Source organism: Ornithinicoccus sp. (assembly GCF_057176825.1).
In genome coordinates, this window is the sequence record NZ_CM169976.1 from 3350922 (window position 1) to 3370504 (window position 19583).

A 19583-nucleotide genomic window follows, 5' to 3' on the forward strand; every position below is an offset into this window, starting at 1 on the left:
GACTCGGGGCATGAGCACCCGCCATCCCGACCTCGACCCGGCCGGCGTCGCGCTGCTCAACGCGTTGGGCGCCGTGCACGCCGAGCACCTGGACCTGCCCACCCCGTGCCGGGACTGGCCGGTATCGGTGCTGGTGGCCCACCTCGACGAGCTGACCAAGGCGTTTGCCGACAGTGCCACCCGCGAATTCGGCCCGTGGACCGACAATTCGCCCGCCGAGCGGGAGTTCGTGCTCAGCGACGGCTGGGCGACGCGGCTGCCGCGGCACGTGCAGGAGCTGGTGCTGGCCTGGCACCGACCGGGGGCGTGGGAGGGCGAGACCCGGATCGGCGGGATCGACCAGCCGGCCGAGCAGGTGGGCCTGGCCGCGCTGACCGAGGTGGTGCTGCACGGCTGGGACCTCTCGCGGGCGGTGGGGGTGCACTACGAGCCGGACGAGGCCACCGCCCGGGCGGTGCTGTCCCACCTGGAGTCGCTCGGTGACCGGCGCGAGGGCTCCTACGAGCCGCCTGTGCCGCTGCGGCCGGACCTGGACCCGCCGCCCGACACGCTGGACCGGGCCCTCGCGCTCAGCGGCCGGGACCCCGACTGGTCCTGACCGGAGGCTGCGCCTAGTCGCCCTGCCGCACGGCGGCCAGCTGCTCCATCAGGCTGTCGCCCATGGCCTCCTGCGCGTCGGCGTCGCCCAGCCGGGCCACGATCCGGTCACCCACCTCGGCCGTGCTGGCGCCCATCTCCTCACCGGCCAGGGCGGGCAGCTCGGCGAGCACGGCGGCTGCGGCGGCCTCCACGGCGGCCGCGGCGTCGCCCTCGCCGACCGAGCCCAGGGCCAGCGCCAGCGACAGGACGGCCCCCGCCGGGTTGGCCCAGCCACGACCCGCGATGTCCGGCGCGGAGCCGTGGATCGGCTCGAACATGCTGGTGCCGGACCCGTCCAGGTTGAGGTTGCCGCTGGCGGCGACCCCCAGGCCACCGGCCAGGACGGCCCCCAGGTCGGTGACGATGTCGCCGAACAGGTTGTCCGTGACCACCACGTCGAACCGTTCCGGGGTGGTCGGCAGGTGCATGCACATCGCGTCCACGTGGACGTAGTCCGTCTCCACGTCGGGGTACCGGGCCGAGAGTTCCTCCATCACCGACAGCCACAGCTGGCCGGCCTCGACCAGCACGTTGGTCTTGTGGCACAGGGTGAGCTTGTGGCGGCGCTGCTGGGCCAGCCGGAAGGCGAAGTCCACCGCGCGGTGCACGGCATACCAGGTGTTCACCGACTCCTGGACGGCGACGGCGGCCGGCGTGCCGCGGTGCACCGTGCTGCCCCGGCCGACGTAGGCGCCCTCGCTGTTCTCACGGACGACCACGAGGTCGCAGCGGTCCGGGGTGAGACCGGCGATCGGGGTCGGGACACCCGGGTAGAGCCGGACCGGGCGCAGGTTGATGGCCTGCGCCATGGTGGCCCGCAGCGCCAGGATGACACCGTGCTCCAAGACCCCCGGGGTCACCTTCGGGCTGCCGATGGCTCCGAACAGGATCGCGTCGTGGGCCCGCAACTGCGCCACGTCCCCGTCGGGGAGCAGCTCACCGGTCTCCAGGTAACGATCGGCCCCGAGCGGCACCGTGGTGCGCTCTGTCGTGAAGCCGAACTGCTGCTCGGCGGCATCGAGCACGGCCAGCGCCGCCTCGGTGACCTCGGGTCCGATCCCGTCCCCGGGGATGACCGCCAACCGGTGGTGACCCATAACCACTCCTTCGAATCATGCGAACACGGGCGACTACAGTGTGTCCTACAACCACCACCTCGGAAGGAGTGGCCCGATGGGTAGGACCCTGGCAGAGAAAGTCTGGCAGTCGCACGTCGTGCGCCGAGCCGAGGGAGAACCGGACCTTCTTTACATCGACCTGCACCTGGTGCACGAGGTCACCAGCCCGCAGGCCTTCGACGGGTTGCGGCTGGCCGGCCGCGGGGTCCGTCGCCCCGACCTCACGGTGGCCACCGAGGACCACAACGTGCCGACCACCGCCGGGCCGGTGCTCGACATCGTCAGCCGCACCCAGCTGGAGGCGCTGAAGCGCAACTGCGAGGAGTTCGGCATCGTGCACCACGAGCGCGGCCGGCTCGGGCAGGGCATCGTGCACGTGATCGGGCCCGAGTTGGGCCTGACCCAGCCGGGTATGACGATCGTGTGCGGCGACTCCCACACCTCCACGCACGGCGCCTTCGGGGCCCTGGCGATGGGGATCGGGACCAGCGAGGTGGAGCACGTCCTGGCCACCCAGACGCTGCCGCTCGCCCCGTTCAAGACCATGGCGATCACCGTCGAAGGCGACCTGCCCCAGGGGGTCTCGCCGAAGGACATCATCCTGGGCGTGATCAACCGGATCGGCACGGGCGGCGGGCAGGGGTACGTCCTGGAGTACCGCGGCAGCGCCATCGAGTCGCTGTCGATGGAGGGCCGGATGACGATCTGCAACATGTCGATCGAGGCCGGCGCCCGGGCCGGGATGGTGGCCCCCGACGAGACGACCTTCGCCTACCTGAAGGACCGGCCGCATGCCCCGCAGGGCGCCGACTGGGACCGGGCCCTGGAGGAGTGGCGTGAGCTGCGCACCGACCCGGACGCCACGTTCGATGCCGAGGTCGTCATCGACGCCGCCGAGCTCTCGCCCTACGTCACCTGGGGCACCAACCCCGGCCAGTCCGTGCCGCTAGGCTCCGCCGTCCCGGACCCCGAAACCTTCGGTGACGAGGCCGCGGCCGACGCCGCCCGGCGCGCGCTGGACTACATGGACCTGGCGGCCGGCACCCCGATGAAGGAGATCGCGGTCGACGCCGTCTTCCTCGGGTCCTGCACCAACGGGCGGATCGAGGACCTGCGCACCGCGGCCGAGCTGCTGCGCGGCAAGCGCATCGCCGACGGGGTCCGGATGCTGGTCGTGCCCGGCTCGCACGCGGTCAAGCTCCAGGCCGAGGCCGAGGGGCTGGACGAGGTGTTCACCGCCGCCGGCGGAGAGTGGCGGCTGGCCGGGTGCTCGATGTGCCTGGGGATGAACCCCGACCAGCTCTCCCCGCAGGAGCGCTGCGCCTCGACCTCCAACCGCAACTTCGAGGGACGCCAGGGCGCCCGGTCGCGCACCCACCTGGTCTCCCCGGCCGTGGCCGCCGCGACGGCGCTGCGCGGCACCCTGTCCTCCCCCGACGACCTGTAAGGAGCAGCCGTGGAACCCTTCACCACCCACACCGGCGTCGGAGTCCCGCTGCGCCGCAGCAACATCGACACCGACCAGATCATCCCCGCGTCCTACCTCAAGCGGGTCGCCCGGACCGGCTTCGAGGACGGACTGTTCGCCCGCTGGCGGGAGGATCCGGAGTTCGTCCTGAACCTGGACGCCTTCCGCGAGGGCTCGGTGCTGGTGGCCGGCCCCGACTTCGGCACCGGCTCCTCCCGCGAGCACGCGGTCTGGGCGCTGATGCAGTACGGCTTCCGCGTCGTGATCTCCTCGCGCTTCGGCGACATCTTCCGCGGCAACTCGGGCAAGGGCGGGCTGCTCACCGCCCAGGTCGCCCAGGACGACGTGGAGCTGATCTGGAAGTACCTGGAGAACGAGCCGGGCGCCAGCGTGACCGTGGACCTCACCGAGCGGACCGTCGTCGCCGGTGACATCACCACCACGTTCGAGGTCAACGACTACGTGGCCTGGCGGTTGCTCAACGGACTGGACGACATCTCACTGACGCTGAGCCACGAGGCCGACATCACGGCATACGAGGAGAAGCGTCCGTCCCACAAACCGGTCGTCACGGCGGGGACCACCTCCTGAGCCCACCGGCGCGACGGTGACAGGCCGCCGCCCCATGGGCTAGGGTTGTCCGCGATGCATCGCGTGCTGCTCCTTTGCTGCCGCAGCGAGGCCAGTTAAGTCCGGCCCCTCGCTGCGGAGTTCTTGCTGTCCCGGACACCCCGACAGCCCCAGCGAGGAAGAGCCACCTATGAGCATCACCACCACCCCCGAGTCCGTGCGCAACCCGCAGCAGCCCTCCGGCATGCCGTTCCAGCGCTACGCACCGTTCACCCCCGTCGAGTTGCCCGACCGCACCTGGCCGGCCAAGACCATCACCGAAGCCCCCCGGTGGTGCGCGGTCGACCTGCGCGACGGCAACCAGGCGCTGATCGACCCGATGAGCCCGGATCGCAAGCGGCGCATGTTCGAGCTGCTGGTCGAGATGGGCTACAAGGAGATCGAGGTCGGGTTCCCGGCCGCCAGCCAGACCGACTTCGACTTCGTCCGGATGCTGATCGAGGAGGACCTGATCCCCGACGACGTCGTCATCCAGGTGCTGACGCAGGCGCGGGAGGCCCTGATCGAGCGCACCTTCGAGTCGATCGCCGGCGCCAAGCAGGCCATCGTGCACCTGTACAACTCGACGTCCACGCTGCAGCGCCGGGTCGTGTTCAACACCGACATGGACGGCATCATCGACATCGCGGTGACCGGCGCCCGGCTGTGCAAGAAGTTCGAGGAGCAGATCCCCGAGACGACCGTCTTCTACGAGTACTCCCCCGAGTCCTACACCGGCACCGAGCTGGAGTTCGCCGCCCGGATCTGCAACAAGGTGATGGAGGTGTTCGAGCCGAGCGCCGAGCGCCCGGTGATCATCAACCTGCCGGCCACCGTGGAGATGGCCACCCCCAACGTGTATGCCGACTCGATCGAGTGGATGAACCGGCACCTGGAGCACCGGGAGCACGTCGTGCTGTCGCTGCACCCGCACAACGACCGGGGCACCGGGGTGGCCGCCGCCGAGTTGGGGTACCTGGCCGGCGCCGACCGGATCGAGGGCTGCCTGTTCGGCAACGGCGAGCGCACCGGCAACGTGTGCCTGGTGACGCTGGGGATGAACCTGTTCTCCCAGGGCATCGACCCGCAGATCGACTTCTCCGACATCGACGCCATCCGGCGCACCGTCGAGCACTGCAACCAGCTGCCGGTGCCCGAGCGCCACCCCTACGGCGGCGACCTGGTCTTCACCGCGTTCTCCGGATCGCACCAGGACGCCATCAAGAAGGGGCTGGAGGCGATGGACCGGGACGCCGCCGAGGCCGGGACCCCGGTGGATGACTTCCGCTGGGAGGTGCCCTACCTGCCCATCGACCCCAAGGACGTGGGCCGCAGCTACGAGGCCGTGATCCGGGTGAACTCCCAGTCCGGCAAGGGCGGCGTCGCCTACGTGATGAAGACCGAGCACAAGCTGGACCTGCCGCGCCGGCTGCAGATCGAGTTCAGCCGGGTGATCCAGCAGCACACCGACGGTGAGGGTGGGGAGATGTCCCCGGCCGCGATCTGGGCGGCCTTCGAGCACGAGTACCTGGCCCGCACCGAGCCCCTCCGGCTGCGCACCGTCGACAGCCGCACCCAGCCGGACGGCCGCGACTCCATCACCGCCGTCATCACCATCGACGGCAAGGACAAGGTCATCGAGGGCACCGGCAACGGGCCCATCGCCGCGTTCGTCCAGGCGCTGGCAGGCGAGGGTCACGACGTCCGGGTGCTGGACTATTCCGAGCACGCACTCAGCTCCGGCGACGACGCCGTGGCCGCGGCCTACGTCGAGTGCGCCGTCGACGGCGAGGTGCGCTGGGGCGTCGGCATCGACCCCAACATCGTCACCGCCTCGCTCCGCGCCGTCTGCAGCGCCCTGAACCGCCCGACTACCCCTTGACGCCGCGCCGCGGGCGTCAGGGCAGCGGGTAGCGCTCGGGTCCGGCGGCAGCCAGGTCCAGCAGGAACGCGCGCTGCCGCGGGTCGGCCCACGCCTGCTCGTCGTTGTCCTCCAGCGCCCAACTGCCCTCCTCCCAGAACATGTGGTCCAGGGCCGCGGGCCACAGCTCACGTTCGGCTGGGGTCAGTTCGACCTGCCCCACGTATGCCGTGACGAAGGTCTCCCACTCGGCGGCGGTGAACAACCGGCCGGGTGCGCCGTCGCACTCGTTGTGGAAGAGCACGACCGCCAGGGCAAGGTCGAACAGCCGCGGCTCCAGGCCACCGTTGTCCGGGTCCACCAGGACCGGGGCTGGGTCGAGGCCCACGCCGCCGGTGAAGACGAGGTTGTTGGCCTTGTAGTCGCTGCACACGCCGGTCCCGACCAGTTCATCCGACCGGTCCCGGAGTGCCGGCAGCGACTCACGCCACCAACGGCGACTGAGAGCCGCCACGGATGCCGCCAGCTCGGGAGCCCCCTGCTCCCCGAGCACACCCTCGAGGGTGACCAGGTCCCCCTCCATGTCCTCCTCGGTCGAGTCCGGGAAGGCGTACTCCCGCAGTCCGAGGTCGGCCACCGGGACGGGGGCAGCGTGCAGCCGGCCCAGCAACTCCCCGGCGGCTGCCAGGTGGGCGGACGTGCCGGCATACGTCTCGCCGGTCACGAAGGGGTAGACGACCCACCAGTCCTCCCCCACCTGCTGGGGGTTGGCCGCGCCGAGGCCCAGCGGGGCGACGACCGGCAGCCCGGCGTCCCGCAGCCGGGTCGTCCATCCGGCCATCGCCCGGGCGCGCGGCTCCTCGGTCGCGGTGCGCTTGACGACGACGGGCGTGCCGTCGGCGGTCGTCGCCCGGTACACCTCCGCCCACCGGGTCAGCGAGTCCTCCTCGATGGCGAACAGGGTGAAGGCTGCGGCGAGCTCGGTGGGGTCCACGCGGCCACGGTAGGCGAGATCGTGGTGCCCCCCAACTCGATTCTCGGCGGGTCCGCCACCTCACGCGTCCGGTCGGGGGTGGAGACCGCCAGCTCACGCGTCCGGTCGGGGTGGGGGGTCGGGTCAGGGGTGGCGGTGCAGCAGGTGGGCGACGGCGGCGGGTATGCCGTGTGCCACCGCGAGCGCGCGCACCGGGCCACCGGGGTTGGCCCGGTCGGCCGCCACCCCGTGGACGAGGGCGCCGAGTGCGCCGGCGTCGAGCGGGTCGAGGCCCGCGGCCAGCAGGGTGCCGGCGAGCCCGGCGAGCACGTCGCCCGCCCCGGCCGTCGCCAGCCATGCGGGAGCGTCGTTCTGGGAACGGACCGGGCGGTCGTCCGGCGGCACGACGAGGGTGGTCGACCCCTTGAGCAGCACTACTGCGGCGGTGTGGCGCGCGGCCGCACGGGCGTGCTCCAGCGGCGCTTCCTCCACCTGGTCACGGGTCACCTCGTGGCCGCCGAGCCGGCTGAGCAGGCGGGCCAGCTCCCCGGCGTGCGGGGTGAGCAGGGTGGGGGCCTCCCGTGGGCCGTCGAGCAGGTCCAGCGCCCCCGCGTCGACCAGGCAGGGCCGGTCACCGGCGAGCGCGGACCGGCAGGCCTCCAGCTGCGCGGCACCGGAGGGTGTGGCGTCGTCACCGGCCAGGCCGGGCCCGAGCACCCAGGCCTGGACCCGGCCGGCGCCGGGCACCACCTCCGGGCAGGCCCCCAGCACGAGTTCCTCCGGCCTGGCGGGGCCCACGTAGCGGACCATTCCGGCACCAGCACAGACCGCGGCGGTGCTGGTCAGGACGGCGGCGCCGGGATACCGGTCGCTGCCTGCGACCACACCGAGCACCCCGCGGCGGTACTTGTCGTCGGAGGGGACGGGCAACGGCCACATCCCGGGCACGTCGTCGAAGGTGAGGCGCTCGACGGCGGCACCCTCGGGCTCGGTCAGCCCGATGTCGACCACCGTGAGACGGCCGATAGCCGGCTCGGTCGCGGGCAGCAGGTGGACCGGCTTGGGCACGCCGAAGGTGACGGTCTCGTCGGCGAAGACCGCCAGACCCAGCGGCTGCTCCCCGGCCGGGTCGGCACCGCTGGGCAGGTCCACCGCGATCAGGTAGCTGTCGTCCCCCACCGCCGCGGCCAGCGCGGCCATCGCTCCCCGCAGCCCGGCCCGGCCCCCGATGCCGAGCAGGCCGTCCACGACGATGTCGGCCTCGGCCACCACCCGTCGCACCTCCTCGGGGAGCTCGTGCTGGCCGGGGTCGAGCCGGTGGACCGGCACGCCGGCACCGGTCACCGCGTCCGTCCCCCCGGGATGCAATCGTTCGCCCACCCCGACCACGGCGACGGCGAGGTGGGCGGCCAGGTGCGCTGCGGCATACAGGGCGTCCCCGCCGTTGTCCCCCGGTCCGGCGAGCACGACCACGGTCCGGGCGCGGCTGTGCTCCGCGCGGGCCGCGACCACCGCTGCCAGCCCCTGTGCGGCGCGGGCCATCAGCTCCCCGTCGGGCAGACCGGCCATCGCCTCCTGCTCGGCCCGGCGGACGTCGGGGACCGCGTAGGACGCGATCACCTCAGCCGCCGCCCTCGGCCACCACGACGGCCGAGGCGATCCCCGCATCGTGGGACAGCGAGAGGTGCAACGAGGTCACCCCGAGGGCGTCCGCGCGGGTCCGCACCGTGCCGACGATGCTCAGGTGTGGTCGGCCGTCACCGGCCCTGACCACCGTGCAGTCGGTCCACCGCAGCCCGACCGGGGCACCCAGCGCCTTGGCCAGGGCCTCCTTCGCCGCGAACCGAGCGGCCAGGGAGTTGGTGCCCAGCTCGCGCTCGGACTCGGTGAAGAGACGCTCCCGCAGCGCCGGGGTCCGCTCCACCTGGGCGGCGAAGCGTGCGACGTCGACGACGTCGATGCCCACGCCGATGATCATCGGGTCACTCGACGGTGACCGACTTGGCCAGGTTGCGGGGCTGGTCGACGTCCAACCCCTTGGCGGTGGACAGTTGGAGGGCGAAGACCTGCAGCGGCACCACGGTCAGCAGCGGCGCCAGCAGGGGCGGGGTCGCGGGGACCCGGATGACGACGTCGGCGAACGGGACGACCGCCTCGTCGCCCTCCTCGGCGATGACCAGGGTGCGGGCGCCACGGGCCCGGATCTCCTGGATGTTGGAGACCAGCTTGCCGTGCAGCCCGTGCTCGGAGTCCGGCGGCGGCACCACGATGAAGACGGGCTGTCCGGGCTCGATCAGCGCGATCGGCCCGTGTTTGAGCTCGCCCGCGGCGAAACCCTCGGCGTGGATGTAGGCGAGCTCTTTGAGTTTCAGCGCGCCCTCCATCGCCACCGGGAAGCCGACGTGTCGACCCAGGAACAGCACCGACCGGGTGTCGGCCATGAAGTAGGCGATCTCGGTGACCCGGTCCATGCCGTCCAGCACGGTCTGGATCTTGTCGGGGATCTGCTGCAGCTGGTGCATCACCTCGGCGATGATGCTCTGGTCCGCACCGCGCACCTGGGCCAGGTAGAGACCCAGCACGTAGCTCGCGGTGATCTGCGCCAGGAAGGCCTTGGTCGAGGCCACGGCGATCTCGGGGCCGGCGTGGGTGTAGAGCACCGCGTCGGACTCCCGCGGGATCGTCGACCCGTGCGTGTTGCAGATGGACAGGGTGCGGGCACCCAGCTCGCGGGCGTGCCGCACCGCCATCAGGGTGTCCATCGTCTCGCCGGACTGGGAGATGGAGACCACCAGGGTGTGCTCGTCCACCACGGGGTCGCGGTACCGGAACTCATGGGCCAGCTCGACCTCGACGGGGATCCGCGTCCACCGCTCGAGGGCGTACTTGGCGACCATGCCGGCGTAGGAGGCCGTGCCGCAGGCCACGATGACGATCTTGGTGAGCGCGCGCAGGTCCTCCTCGGACAGCGACATCTCGTCCAGCGTGAGCAGCCCCTCCGCGTCGGTGCGGCCGAGCAGGGTGTCGGCGACCGCGTGCGGCTGCTCGTTGATCTCCTTCTCCATGAAGGTGTCGTAGCCGCCCTTCTCCGCGGCGGCCGCGTCCCAGGTGACCTCGTAGGCCTTGCCGTCCGAGGGCGTGCCGTCGAAGTTGATGACGGTGTGGGAGTCCGGCGTGATGGTGACGATCTGGTCCTGGCCCAGCTCCAGCGCGTGGCGGGTGTAGCCGATGAACGCGGCCACGTCGGAGCCCAGGAAGTTCTCGCCCTCGCCGAGACCGACCACCAGCGGGGAGTTGCGCCGGGCACCGACGATGGTGTCCGGCTGGTCGGCGTGCACCGCCAGCAGGGTGAACGCCCCCTCCAGGGTGTTGACGACCTCCTGCATCGCCTGGGTCAGGTCGCCCAGCCGGCCGTGGGCGGCGTCCACCAGGTGGGCGACGACCTCGGTGTCGGTCTCGGAGCGGAACTCCACCCCGTCGGCCACCAGCTGCTGCTTGAGCGCGTGGAAGTTCTCGATGATGCCGTTGTGGACCAGGGCGAGCTTGCCCCCGGTGCCGCCGCGGTGCGGGTGGGCGTTGTCGTCGGTCGGCCCACCGTGCGTGGCCCACCGGGTGTGCCCGATCGCGGTGGCCGACTCCGGCACCGGCTTGTCGTCCAGGGCCTGGCGCAGGTTGGCCAGCTTGCCCGCCCGCTTCCGCCCCTCCACCCGGCCGTCTGCCACCAGCGCGACACCCGCGGAGTCATACCCCCGGTACTCCAACCGGCCCAGCCCCTCCATGACCACGTCGAGAGCCTTGCCGCTGCTCTCCGGGCCCACGTATCCCACGATTCCGCACATGCCGCACAGCCTAACCGGGCGACGGCCGTGCAGAATGTCCGCCATGGCTTCCCACGGCGCCAGTCAGCCCACGCCCTACGTCGAGCTCGACCGAGCTGCCTGGGCCAGGCTGCGCGATCAGCACCCGATGCAGCTCGACGCCGCCGAGGTCCGCCGGCTCCAGGGACTGGGTGATCGGCTGGACATCGCCGAGGTCGAGGACGTCTACCTGCCCCTGTCCCGGCTGCTGTCCTTCTACGAACGGGCCACCGAGGGCCTGCACCGGGTGACCGGCGACTTCCTCGGCGAGCGCCGGGAGCGCACCCCGTTCGTGATCGGGGTGGCCGGCTCGGTCGCGGTCGGCAAGTCCACCACCTCCCGCATCCTGCGCGAGCTGATCGCCCGGTGGGAGTCGGGACCGACCGTGGAGCTGGTCACCACCGACGGCTTCCTGTTCCCCAACGCCGAGCTGGAGCGGCGCAACCTGATGAGCCGCAAGGGCTACCCGGAGTCCTACGACCGCCGTGCCCTGCTGCGCTTCGTGACGGCGGTCAAGGCCGGTCACCCCGAGGTCACCGCCCCCGTCTACTCCCACCTGACCTACGACATCCTGCCCGGGGAGAAGACCGTGGTCCGCCGGCCGGACGTCCTCATCGTGGAGGGGCTCAACGTGCTGCAGGCCCCGCGGGAGCAGCACGACGGGAGGACCGGGCTGGCGGTGAGCGACTTCTTCGACTTCTCCGTCTACGTCGACGCCAAGGAGTCCGACGTCAAGGCCTGGTATGTCGACAGGTTCCTGCGTCTGCGGGAGACCGCCTTCGCCCAGCCGGAGTCCTACTTCCGCCGGTACGCCTCGTTGAGCGACGACGCCGCCCAGGACATCGCCGAGAACATCTGGGACGCCATCAACGCCCCGAACCTGGTGCAGAACATCCGCCCCACCCGCGGGCGGGCCACGCTGGTGCTGCGCAAGGGCCCGGACCACAAGGTCACCCGCGTGCGGTTGCGCCGCCTCTGACCGACCCCGTTGGCGGCCCGGCCCCCGGGTGCGCCACGATGGGCCCATGACCACCGGACAGGCCACCCGCATCGAACGTGACTCCATGGGCGAGGTCGAGGTGCCGGCGGACGCGCTGTATGCCGCGCAGACCGCCCGCGCCGTCGCCAACTTCCCCATCTCCGGCCAGGGGGTGCCCGCACCGATCGTGCACGCGCTCGCCCTGGTCAAGTCGATCGCCGCCGGCGTGAACGCCGAGCTCGGCGTGCTCGACCCGGACCTCGCCACGGCCATCTCGGCCGCCGCCGACGAGGTCGTGGCGGGCACCCACGACGACCACTTCCCGATCGACGTCTACCAGACCGGGTCGGGCACCTCCACCAACATGAACGTCAACGAGGTGGTGGCCACCCTGGCCAACCGCGGACGCACCGAGGGCGCCACCCGGGTGCACCCGAACGACCACGTGAACTACGGCCAGTCCAGCAACGACACCTTCCCGACCGCCATCCGGATCGCGGTGACCCGGGAGTGGAAGGAGACCCTGGACCCGGCGCTGGCACAGCTGGAGGAGTCTCTCCTCGCCAAGTCCGAGGAGTTCGCCGACGTCGTCAAGGCCGGTCGCACCCACCTGATGGACGCGGTGCCGGTCACCCTGGGTCAGGAGTTCGCCGGCTACGCCCGCCAGATCTCCCTGGGCCGCCGCAGGCTCGCCGAGGCGGCGGCGCTGACCGCCGAGCTCCCGCTGGGCGGCACCGCCGCCGGCACCGGGCTGAACGCCCACCCGGAGTTCGCCCCCCGGGTCATCGGCGAACTGTCCGGGCGCACCGGGATCGAGTTCACCGAGGCCGTCGACCACTTCGAGGCCCAGTCCACCCAGGACGCCCTGGTCGCGCTGGGTGGCGCCCTGAAGGTCGTGGCCGTCTCCCTCACCAAGATCTGCAACGATCTGCGCTGGATGGGTTCCGGCCCGCGCGCCGGCCTGGGCGAGCTGCACCTGCCCGACCTGCAGCCCGGCTCCTCGATCATGCCCGGCAAGGTCAACCCGGTCATCCCCGAGGCCGTGCTCATGGTCTGCGCCAGGGTGATCGGCAACGACGCCACGCTGACCTACGGCGGGGCCTCCGGGTCCTTCGAGCTCAACGTGATGCTGCCGGTGATGGGCAAGGCCCTGACCGAGTCGCTGGAGCTGCTCGCGAACTCCTCGGTGCTGCTGGCCGAGCGGGTCGTCGACGGGCTCGAGGCGGACGCGGACCGGTGCCGCGAGCTGGCCGAGAGCTCCAGCGCGATCGTCACGCCACTCAACAAGTACATCGGCTACGAGGCCGCCGCCGCGGTCGCCAAGCAGTCGCTGGCCGAGAAGCGGACCATCCGCGACGTCGTCATCGACCGGGGCCACGTCGCCAAGGGCGAGCTCACCGAGGAGCAACTGGACCAGGCCCTGGACGTGCTGTCCATGACCCGGCCCCACGCCTGACCGCAGCGTGGGGACCGGGCGACCATCCGGCATACGGGGGCCGGCCCGTCACCGGGACTCGGCACGCACCGCGGTGACCGCGAGCACGGCAAGCCCGACCATCTGGGCGGCCTGCACATAGCTCAGGACCGACGACGGCGCCAGGAACGCCGCCAGGCTGAGCACGAGCACGGTGACCGGCACGGCACGCCCCAGCGTCCCGGCCCGCAACAGGGCCGCGCAGAGCACGAACAGCCCGAGGGTGAAGGCGAAGAAGCCCGCCATGTGCACGATCCTGCCGTTCCCTGCTTCGGCGGAGGCGTGCTCAAGCAGGGCCGCGCCGTCAGCAGGCGACAGGATCGCCGGGTCGGTGGCATACCAGGCCAGCGACCCGAACGCATAGATCCCCATCGCGAAGAGCACGCCGCCGGCTGCGGTCAGCGTGCCTCCCACGCGGGCCAGCACGGCGCCCCGGTCCGGCACGAGCCGGGTCACGATCAGGGCCAGGCAGATGCCGAGCGCCGCCATCGCGACGCCGTCCAGCAGGAGCGTCGACCACATCAGCGCCCGATCGGCCGAGAGGGTCTCGTAGTCGAACGCATTGCGCTCGCCCCAGGGCTGCAGGAGCACGAGGACGGCGATGGTCAGGGCGCTGACGCTCAGGCCCGCGGCGAGGAGTATGCGGTGTGGTTGCCGTGAGCCCGTCAGGGTCCCTGGCGCGGGGGAAACGGTGGTGGTCATGGCGGCCTCCTGGGTCGTGGGTGGTGCTCCCGACGCTAGGGAGCCGGGGACACCCGGCACATCGTGGCCAGCGCCGGATCCGGTGTCCGTGCCAGCACGGAGGCCGGCGGGTCGGCCGCGGCCCTACAGTTGCTCCATGGCGTGGCCGCGCCCCGTAGCGACGGCCGCTGCACTGCTGACCGGCCTGGCGCTGGTCGCGGCCAGCGGATGCGCCGCCATGGCCCCCACCCGGACGGCCCTGCTGCTGCTCGCCGCGGGCCTCACGGTGGGGCCGGTCGCCGCTGTCCTCGGCATGTGGGTGACCCGCCGCGACGGCAACCCGGTCGGCGCGTACCTGGCCCTCGTGGGGCTGGCCGTCAGCGGCACCGTCGCGGGCGATGCCGCGATCGAGGTGCTCGGCACCCGCCCCGCCCTCGCCGAGTCCCTCGCCTGGTTCGCCGCAGTCAACTCGGAGAGCGCCTGGTGGGTCTTCGCCGCGGTCGCCCTGTTGCTGCTGCACTTCCCGGACGGGTCCTTGCCGTCGCGCCGGTGGCGCCCGGTCCCCGTGACGTTGCTGGGCACGGTCGCCGCGACGCACGCCTACGGCGCGGTGGACCCGATCCCCTTCCGGGCCCCGTTGCAGGACCTGGCGCGACCCTTCGCTCCCCCTCCCGGATGGGTCTCCGTGGTGGCGGTCGGCGCCTTCGTCACCATGCTCGGCCTCGCGCTGGCGTGTGGGATCTCCCTGGTGGTGCGCTATCGCCGCAGCCTCCGGCAGCAGCGCCGGCAGATCCGGTGGCTGGCCATCGGCGGGCTGTGTGTCGTCGCCTTCCCCCTGCTGTGCATCATCGAGATCGCGCTGTGGGGCGAGCCGATGTGGCTCAGTGCCGCCGTCGGGTTGCTCGGTCTGGTGGCGGTGCCGCTGACCGCGGGCATCGCGCTGCTGCGCCCCGACCTGTATGACGTGGACCGGGCGTTGTCCGGGACGGTCACCTGGGGGGTGCTCACGGGTGGGCTGCTCGCCCTGTATGCCGTGGCGTCGGTCTCCGCCGGACTGCTGCTCGGGCGGGAGTCACCCCTGGTCGCGGCGGCGGTCACCGCCGTCGGCGCCCTCGCCCTGGCCCCGCTCCGCACCCGGCTGCAACGACGGGTCGACCACCGGCTCTACCCGCTGCGGCGCGCCGCCTACGAGGCGATCGAGGAACTGCATACCGAGATCACCGCGGGTCGGCGCACCCCGGAGGAGCTGGCGGCCGTGCTCCGCACCGCACTGCGCGACCCGGACCTGCAGGTCGGCTACCGGGTCGGTGAGGGGACCGGCTACCAGTCGGTCGAGGGGACGGCCGTCGACCCGAGCGGTGGGGTCACCGTGGAGCTGGCAGGCACGGCGGTGGGCGTGCTCGTGGCCACCTCGCCGGAGGTGACGCCGGAGTTGCTCCGCCAGGTCGGGCAGCGGTGCACGGCAACCCTGGAAATGGCCCGGCTGCGGGCCGAGCTCGCGGGTGCGTTGCGGGAGGTCGAGTCCAGCCGGTCCCGCCTGGTGCAGGCCGGGTACGAGGAGCGCCGGAGGCTGGAGCGGGACCTGCACGACGGTGCGCAACAGCGCCTGGTTTCCCTGGGCATGGCGATCCGGCTCGCCCAACGACACCTCGGCGACGGCACCGTCGACGTCGACGGCCTGCTCGATGCGTCCGTGGCGGAGCTGGCCACGGCGGTGGCCGAGCTGCGTCAGCTGGGACACGGCATACGGCCCAGCAGCCTGGACGATGGGCTGCCCGCGGCCGTCGCCCGGCTGGCCCGCAACGTCCCGATCGCCGTGGACCTGCAGGTCGAGGACGCGCACCTGCCGGACGACATCGCCACGACCGCCTATTTCGTCATCAGCGAGGCGCTGACGAACGCGGTCAAGCACGCGGAGGCCACCCGGATCGGGCTGCAGGTGGAGCGCGTCGATGCCCGTGTCGTCGTCCGGGTACGCGACGACGGGTGCGGCGGGGCCAGGTTGGCCCCCGAGTCGGCGCTCGCCGACCGGGTGGCGGCGCTGGGCGGCTCGTTGCGGGTGGCCAGCCCACCCGGGCGGGGCACCGTGGTCGAGGCGGTGCTGCCGTGCGCCTCGTGATCGGTGAGGACTCGGCGCTGTTCCGGGAGGGTCTGGCCCGGCTGCTGGAGGATGCCGGCCACGAGGTCGTCGGCCGCGCCGGAGACGCCGAGGCGCTGGTCGAGGCCGTCGAGCGGACCGACCCGGACCTGGTGCTGGTCGACGTCCGGATGCCCCCGGACCTCACCGACGACGGGGCCCGTGCCGCCCGCCGTCTGCGGGAAGCGCACCCGGACCTGGCGATCGTGTTGCTCTCCCAGCACGTGGAGGCCCGGCACTCCGTGGACCTGGTCGCCGGCGGCCGGTTCGGCTACCTGCTCAAGGACCGCGTCTTCGACGTGGAGGACTTCCTGGATGCGCTGCGCCGGGTCGCCGCCGGCGGGTCGGCGCTGGACCCCGAGGTGGTCGCCACCCTGCTGGGCCGCGGCGGGCACGGCGACCCGCTTTCTCGACTGACACCGCGGGAGCGCGAGGTCCTCGCCCTGATGGCCGAGGGGCGCACCAACGCCGGGATCGCTGCCCGCCTCTGGCTCACCGAACGGACCGTCGAGACCCACGTCGCGGGCATCCTGGCCAAACTGGGTCTGCGCGAGTCGGCCGAGCACCGCCGCGTCCTGGCGGTCCTCACCTGGCTCGGGCTGCGCCCGGCCCCGTGACCACCCGCGACGCGGCGCCACGGAGCGGGACCACCGGGGCACCACGCATCGGGACCGGCCGGGCCACCACGCATCGGGACCGGCCGGGCCACCGTGCATCGGGACCGGCCGGGCCACCACGCATCGGGACCGGCCGGGCCACCGCGCCCCGGAAAGCTCGCGTGGAATATGAAGGGGCCCATAGCCCCCTTTATCCTCCACACGAGATCTGCCGGCGGCGGGAGGGTGGCCCCTGGCAGCAGGGGAAGCAACCAACCGCCGGGCCATCGACCGACCGCCGGAACCGCCGGCCACCGCGCCCCGGGATGGCCGGGCCACCGTGCACCGGAACGGCCGGAGTCCGCCGCGCCCCGGGGCGGCCGGGTCGCCGCGCACCGGAAAAGCTCGCGTGGAACATGAAGGGGCCTATAGGCCCCTTTATCCTCCACGCGAGATCTGCCGGCGGCAGGAAGGTGGTCCCGGGGCAGGGAGGGGAAGCGACCGCCCACCGGGCGACCGACGGGCCGGCCACCGATCGCCGACCCGACGACGAACGGGCCGTCCCGGGAGGTCCCGGTGACGGCCCGCTCGTGGTGCTACGGGTGCTGGTCGGCTTGGCGACTCAGCGACTTAGCGGCTCAGCTCAGTACCAGCCGACGGACTCCGAGTGCGCCCAGGCACCGCAGGGGGTGCCGTAGCGGCCGGAGATGTAGCCCAGGCCCCAGCTGATCTGGGTCGCCGGGTTGGTCTGCCAGTCGGAGCCGGCGGACGCCATCTTGCTGGCGGGCAGGGCCTGCGGGATGCCGTAGGCGCCCGAGGAGGGGTTCTGGGCACTCGGGTTCCAGTTGCTCTCGCGCTCCCACAGGGCCTCGAGGCAGCCCCACTGGTCCGAGCCCCAGCCGTAGTTGCCGAGCATGGACTGCGCGATGGACTTGGGGCTGCCCGAGGGCGGAGCGGGCGCCGGGGCCGGCTCGGCCGGGGCGTCCTCCACGGGCTCGTCCTCGACCGGGGCCTCCTCGCGCTCCTCGGAGCGGGAGGCAGCCTCCTCCTCCGCGGCACGCTCGGCGGCAGCCTGCTCGGCAGCGGCCTGCTCGGCAGCAGCCTCCTCGGCGGCCCGCTCGGCGGCGGCCCTCTCCTCGGCGAGCTCCTCGGCGCGCTCGGTAGCGGCCTCACGCGCCTGGGTGCCGGCCTCCAGGGAGCCGGTCATGGCGGCGTGCGCCTGCTCCAGCCGGTCGATGCGGATGCTGCCGGCCTCGGTCTGCTGGTGCTGGACCGCGGTGCGGACCGCGGACAGCGTGCCGGTGCCGACGGACGGGCCGACCTCGCTCAGGCTGGCGCGCACGTTCTCGGCGCTCAGCGTCTGGGCCGGGGACAGCGAGGCCCAGCCGGCCAGGCCCAGGGTGCCGGCGGCGATGACCGCGGTGACCAGGGTGGCGGGACGGTGCAGGGCACGGCGAGCCCGGTGCTTGGGCTCGGTGGACTCGGACTCGAGCAGCACGACCGGCGGGGCGGGCTCGGTGGAGCGCTCGGGCATGGGGGACTTGGGCACTACTACCTCCGGGACCCTCCGCGCCAGCAGGGGCCCTGGCGTGTCGGAGGAGCGTTATCAAATCGTGATCGAACGTCCCTACCGTGCCAGTGACCGATCCGCGTTGGCAAACCAGGAGGGCCGGACGTGGGCAACCTCACACGTCCGGGCGCGGGCACACGCCCACGGGAGAACCACCCTACCGGGGGCCTCCGCCGGCGCTCACGGCAGGGGGGCGCTGCCCTCCAGCAGGTCGGTGACCAGCGCCGCGATCGGGCTGCGCTCACTGCGGTGCAGCGTGACGTGGGCGAACAGCGGGTGACCCTTGAGCGACTCGATCACCGCAGCCACCCCGTCGTGCCGGCCGACGCGCAGGTTGTCCCGCTGGGCGACGTCATGGGTGAGCACCACCCGCGAGCTCTGCCCGATCCGGGAGAGCACGGTGAGCAGCACATTGCGCTCCAGGGACTGCGCCTCGTCGACGATCACGAACGCGTCGTGCAGGGACCGACCCCGGATGTGGGTCAGCGGGAGCACCTCAAGCATGTCGCGGTCGACGATCTCCTCGACGACCTCCTTGGAGACCACCGCCCCGAGGGTGTCGAAGACCGCCTGCGCCCACGGGCCCATCTTGTCGTTCTCGGTGCCCGGCAGGTAGCCGAGCTCCTGCCCGCCCACGGCATACAACGGGCGGAAGACGATGACCTTGCGGTGCTGGCGGCGCTCCATGACCGCCTCGAGGCCGGCGCACAGCGCCAACGCGCTCTTGCCGGTGCCGGCCCGCCCGCCGAGGCTGATGATGCCCACGTCGGGGTCCAGCAGCAGATCCAGCGCAATCCGCTGCTCAGCGGACCGCCCGTGCAGCCCGAAAGCGTCCCGGTCACCCCGGACCAGCCGCACGGACCGGTCCGGCGCCACCCGGGCGAGCGCGCTGCCCGAGGGGCCGAGCACGGTCAGTCCGGTGTGCACCAGCAGCTCCCCGGCCGCCTCGTGCTCCAGCCGGCCACTGTCGTAGAGGGTGGCCATCTCGGCGTCGGAGACCTCGAGCTCGGCCATGCCGGTCCACCCGCTCTCGACGGCGAGCTCGGCACGGTACTCCTGCGCCTCCAGCCCCACGGCGGAGGCCTTGACCCGCATCGGCAGGTCCTTGCTGACCACGACCACGTCGTTGCCCTCGTTGGCCAGGTTGCGGGCCACCGCCAGGATCCGGGTGTCGTTGTCGCCGAGCCGGAAGCCTGCCGGCAGCGACTGCGGGTCCGTGTGGTTGAGCTCGACGCGGAGCGTGCCTCCCTTGTCCCCCACCGGGATCGGCGTGCTCAGCCCGCCGTGCTCGACCCGCTTGTCATCCAGCAGCCGCAGCGCCTCCCGGGCGAAGTAGCCCAGCTCCGGGTGGTGCCGCTTGGCCTCCAGTTCGCTGATGACCACGACGGGCAGCACCACCTCGTGCTCGGCGAACCGCATCATCGCGCGCGGGTCGGACAGCAGCACCGAGGTGTCCAGGATGTGGGTGCGCACCCGCACCGGCTCCCCGGCCCCTTCCTGTGCGTCGGCCGAGGTGGTGCTCTGGACGGCGGTGGAACGGCGGGTGCTGGTGACCATGTCGACTCCCTGTGCGCGCGGCAGCTACGCGGTGGTGGCGGTGAGGTGACCGGGACCGGGGCCC

At 72.4% G+C, this 19583-nt stretch carries 16 protein-coding genes; 8 read left to right on the plus strand and 8 right to left on the minus strand.

Features of this window, described 5'->3' with window-relative positions; all coding sequences use genetic code 11:
- Positions 1-10: 10 nt before the first annotated feature.
- Complete coding sequence (locus AC1QRC_RS16735) at positions 11-598, plus strand: TIGR03086 family metal-binding protein (RefSeq protein WP_484204388.1); 588 nt, start codon at positions 11-13, stop codon at positions 596-598.
- Between the two features lie 13 nt (positions 599-611).
- On the opposite strand, the gene AC1QRC_RS16740 is transcribed toward AC1QRC_RS16735, so the two are convergent.
- On the minus strand, positions 612-1736 hold the full coding sequence (locus AC1QRC_RS16740) for a 3-isopropylmalate dehydrogenase (RefSeq protein ID WP_484204389.1): 1125 nt from the start codon (positions 1734-1736) through the stop codon (positions 612-614).
- Positions 1737-1812: 76 nt separating this feature from the next.
- On the opposite strand from AC1QRC_RS16740, the gene leuC reads away from it, so the two are divergent.
- The 3 genes from leuC (at position 1813) to leuA (ending at position 5716) form a co-directional block, all read left to right on the plus strand.
- Positions 1813-3204, plus strand: a complete 1392-nt coding sequence (gene leuC / locus AC1QRC_RS16745) for a 3-isopropylmalate dehydratase large subunit (RefSeq protein ID WP_484204390.1) — start codon at positions 1813-1815, stop codon at positions 3202-3204.
- Between the two features lie 9 nt (positions 3205-3213).
- A complete protein-coding gene (leuD, locus tag AC1QRC_RS16750) occupies positions 3214-3816 on the plus strand; it encodes a 3-isopropylmalate dehydratase small subunit (protein ID WP_484204391.1) in 603 nt (200 codons plus the stop codon).
- A gap of 169 nt (positions 3817-3985) precedes the next feature.
- Positions 3986-5716 (plus strand): 2-isopropylmalate synthase, encoded by a 1731-nt coding sequence (leuA, locus tag AC1QRC_RS16755; RefSeq protein WP_484204392.1) that lies wholly within the window; start codon positions 3986-3988, stop codon positions 5714-5716.
- A 16-nt stretch (positions 5717-5732) separates the two neighbouring features.
- Here the strand turns inward: leuA and AC1QRC_RS16760 are convergent, their stop codons facing one another.
- The 4 genes from AC1QRC_RS16760 to glmS all read right to left on the minus strand — a co-directional run bounded on the left by AC1QRC_RS16760 (position 5733) and on the right by glmS (position 10507).
- The gene (locus tag AC1QRC_RS16760; protein ID WP_484204393.1) at positions 5733-6689 is read right to left on the minus strand and encodes a phosphotransferase enzyme family protein; all 957 of its coding nucleotides are present in this window, start codon (positions 6687-6689) and stop codon (positions 5733-5735) included.
- A gap of 123 nt (positions 6690-6812) precedes the next feature.
- Entirely contained in the window at positions 6813-8288 is a 1476-nt protein-coding gene (locus AC1QRC_RS16765; protein WP_484204394.1) for a bifunctional ADP-dependent NAD(P)H-hydrate dehydratase/NAD(P)H-hydrate epimerase, read from the minus strand.
- A 1-nt stretch (position 8289) separates the two neighbouring features.
- Entirely contained in the window at positions 8290-8646 is a 357-nt protein-coding gene (locus AC1QRC_RS16770; protein WP_484204395.1) for a holo-ACP synthase, read from the minus strand.
- Between the two features lie 4 nt (positions 8647-8650).
- Positions 8651-10507: a glutamine--fructose-6-phosphate transaminase (isomerizing) gene (glmS, locus tag AC1QRC_RS16775; RefSeq protein ID WP_484204396.1), complete on the minus strand. Its 1857-nt coding sequence runs from the start codon at positions 10505-10507 to the stop codon at positions 8651-8653.
- A 43-nt stretch (positions 10508-10550) separates the two neighbouring features.
- Here glmS and coaA point away from each other — a divergent pair, with 43 nt between their 5' ends.
- On the plus strand, positions 10551-11504 hold the full coding sequence (coaA, locus tag AC1QRC_RS16780; protein ID WP_484204397.1) for a type I pantothenate kinase: 954 nt from the start codon (positions 10551-10553) through the stop codon (positions 11502-11504).
- Between the two features lie 46 nt (positions 11505-11550).
- Entirely contained in the window at positions 11551-12960 is a 1410-nt protein-coding gene (locus tag AC1QRC_RS16785) for a class II fumarate hydratase (protein ID WP_484204398.1), read from the plus strand.
- 48 nt (positions 12961-13008) lie between these two features.
- Here AC1QRC_RS16785 and AC1QRC_RS16790 read toward each other — a convergent pair whose 3' ends face one another.
- Positions 13009-13680 carry a hypothetical protein gene (locus AC1QRC_RS16790; protein ID WP_484204399.1) on the minus strand — a complete coding sequence of 224 codons (672 nt, stop codon included), beginning with the start codon at positions 13678-13680 and terminating at the stop codon, positions 13009-13011.
- A gap of 136 nt (positions 13681-13816) precedes the next feature.
- Here AC1QRC_RS16790 and AC1QRC_RS16795 point away from each other — a divergent pair, with 136 nt between their 5' ends.
- Positions 13817-15778 carry a sensor histidine kinase gene (locus AC1QRC_RS16795; protein ID WP_484204400.1) on the plus strand — a complete coding sequence of 654 codons (1962 nt, stop codon included), beginning with the start codon at positions 13817-13819 and terminating at the stop codon, positions 15776-15778.
- Positions 15766-16413, plus strand: coding sequence for a response regulator (locus AC1QRC_RS16800; protein WP_484204401.1), 648 nt, complete (start codon positions 15766-15768; stop codon positions 16411-16413). The genes AC1QRC_RS16795 and AC1QRC_RS16800 overlap by 13 nt, the downstream gene beginning before the upstream one ends.
- A 622-nt stretch (positions 16414-17035) precedes the next feature.
- Here AC1QRC_RS16800 and AC1QRC_RS16805 read toward each other — a convergent pair.
- Both AC1QRC_RS16805 and phoH2 read right to left on the minus strand, forming a co-directional pair.
- Positions 17036-17941, minus strand: a complete 906-nt coding sequence (locus tag AC1QRC_RS16805; protein ID WP_484204402.1) for an aggregation-promoting factor C-terminal-like domain-containing protein — start codon at positions 17939-17941, stop codon at positions 17036-17038.
- A 201-nt stretch (positions 17942-18142) separates the two neighbouring features.
- Positions 18143-19519, minus strand: coding sequence for an RNA 5'-3' helicase PhoH2 (phoH2, locus tag AC1QRC_RS16810; protein WP_484204403.1), 1377 nt, complete (start codon positions 19517-19519; stop codon positions 18143-18145).
- Between the last annotated feature and the right edge of the window lie 64 nt (positions 19520-19583).

What these genes read in the sequence shown, in the direction of transcription:
- AC1QRC_RS16735 (WP_484204388.1), top strand. Translation starts at nt 11, where the DNA reads ATGAGCACCCGCCATCCCGACCTCGACCCGGCCGGCGTCGCGCTGCTC.
- AC1QRC_RS16740 (WP_484204389.1), bottom strand. Translation starts at nt 1,736, where the DNA reads ATGGGTCACCACCGGTTGGCGGTCATCCCCGGGGACGGGATCGGACCC.
- leuC (WP_484204390.1), top strand. Translation starts at nt 1,813, where the DNA reads ATGGGTAGGACCCTGGCAGAGAAAGTCTGGCAGTCGCACGTCGTGCGC.
- leuA (WP_484204392.1), top strand. Translation starts at nt 3,986, where the DNA reads ATGAGCATCACCACCACCCCCGAGTCCGTGCGCAACCCGCAGCAGCCC.
- AC1QRC_RS16770 (WP_484204395.1), bottom strand. Translation starts at nt 8,646, where the DNA reads ATGATCATCGGCGTGGGCATCGACGTCGTCGACGTCGCACGCTTCGCC.
- glmS (WP_484204396.1), bottom strand. Translation starts at nt 10,507, where the DNA reads ATGTGCGGAATCGTGGGATACGTGGGCCCGGAGAGCAGCGGCAAGGCT.
- coaA (WP_484204397.1), top strand. Translation starts at nt 10,551, where the DNA reads ATGGCTTCCCACGGCGCCAGTCAGCCCACGCCCTACGTCGAGCTCGAC.
- AC1QRC_RS16785 (WP_484204398.1), top strand. Translation starts at nt 11,551, where the DNA reads ATGACCACCGGACAGGCCACCCGCATCGAACGTGACTCCATGGGCGAG.
- AC1QRC_RS16790 (WP_484204399.1), bottom strand. Translation starts at nt 13,680, where the DNA reads ATGACCACCACCGTTTCCCCCGCGCCAGGGACCCTGACGGGCTCACGG.
- AC1QRC_RS16795 (WP_484204400.1), top strand. Translation starts at nt 13,817, where the DNA reads ATGGCGTGGCCGCGCCCCGTAGCGACGGCCGCTGCACTGCTGACCGGC.
- phoH2 (WP_484204403.1), bottom strand. Translation starts at nt 19,519, where the DNA reads ATGGTCACCAGCACCCGCCGTTCCACCGCCGTCCAGAGCACCACCTCG.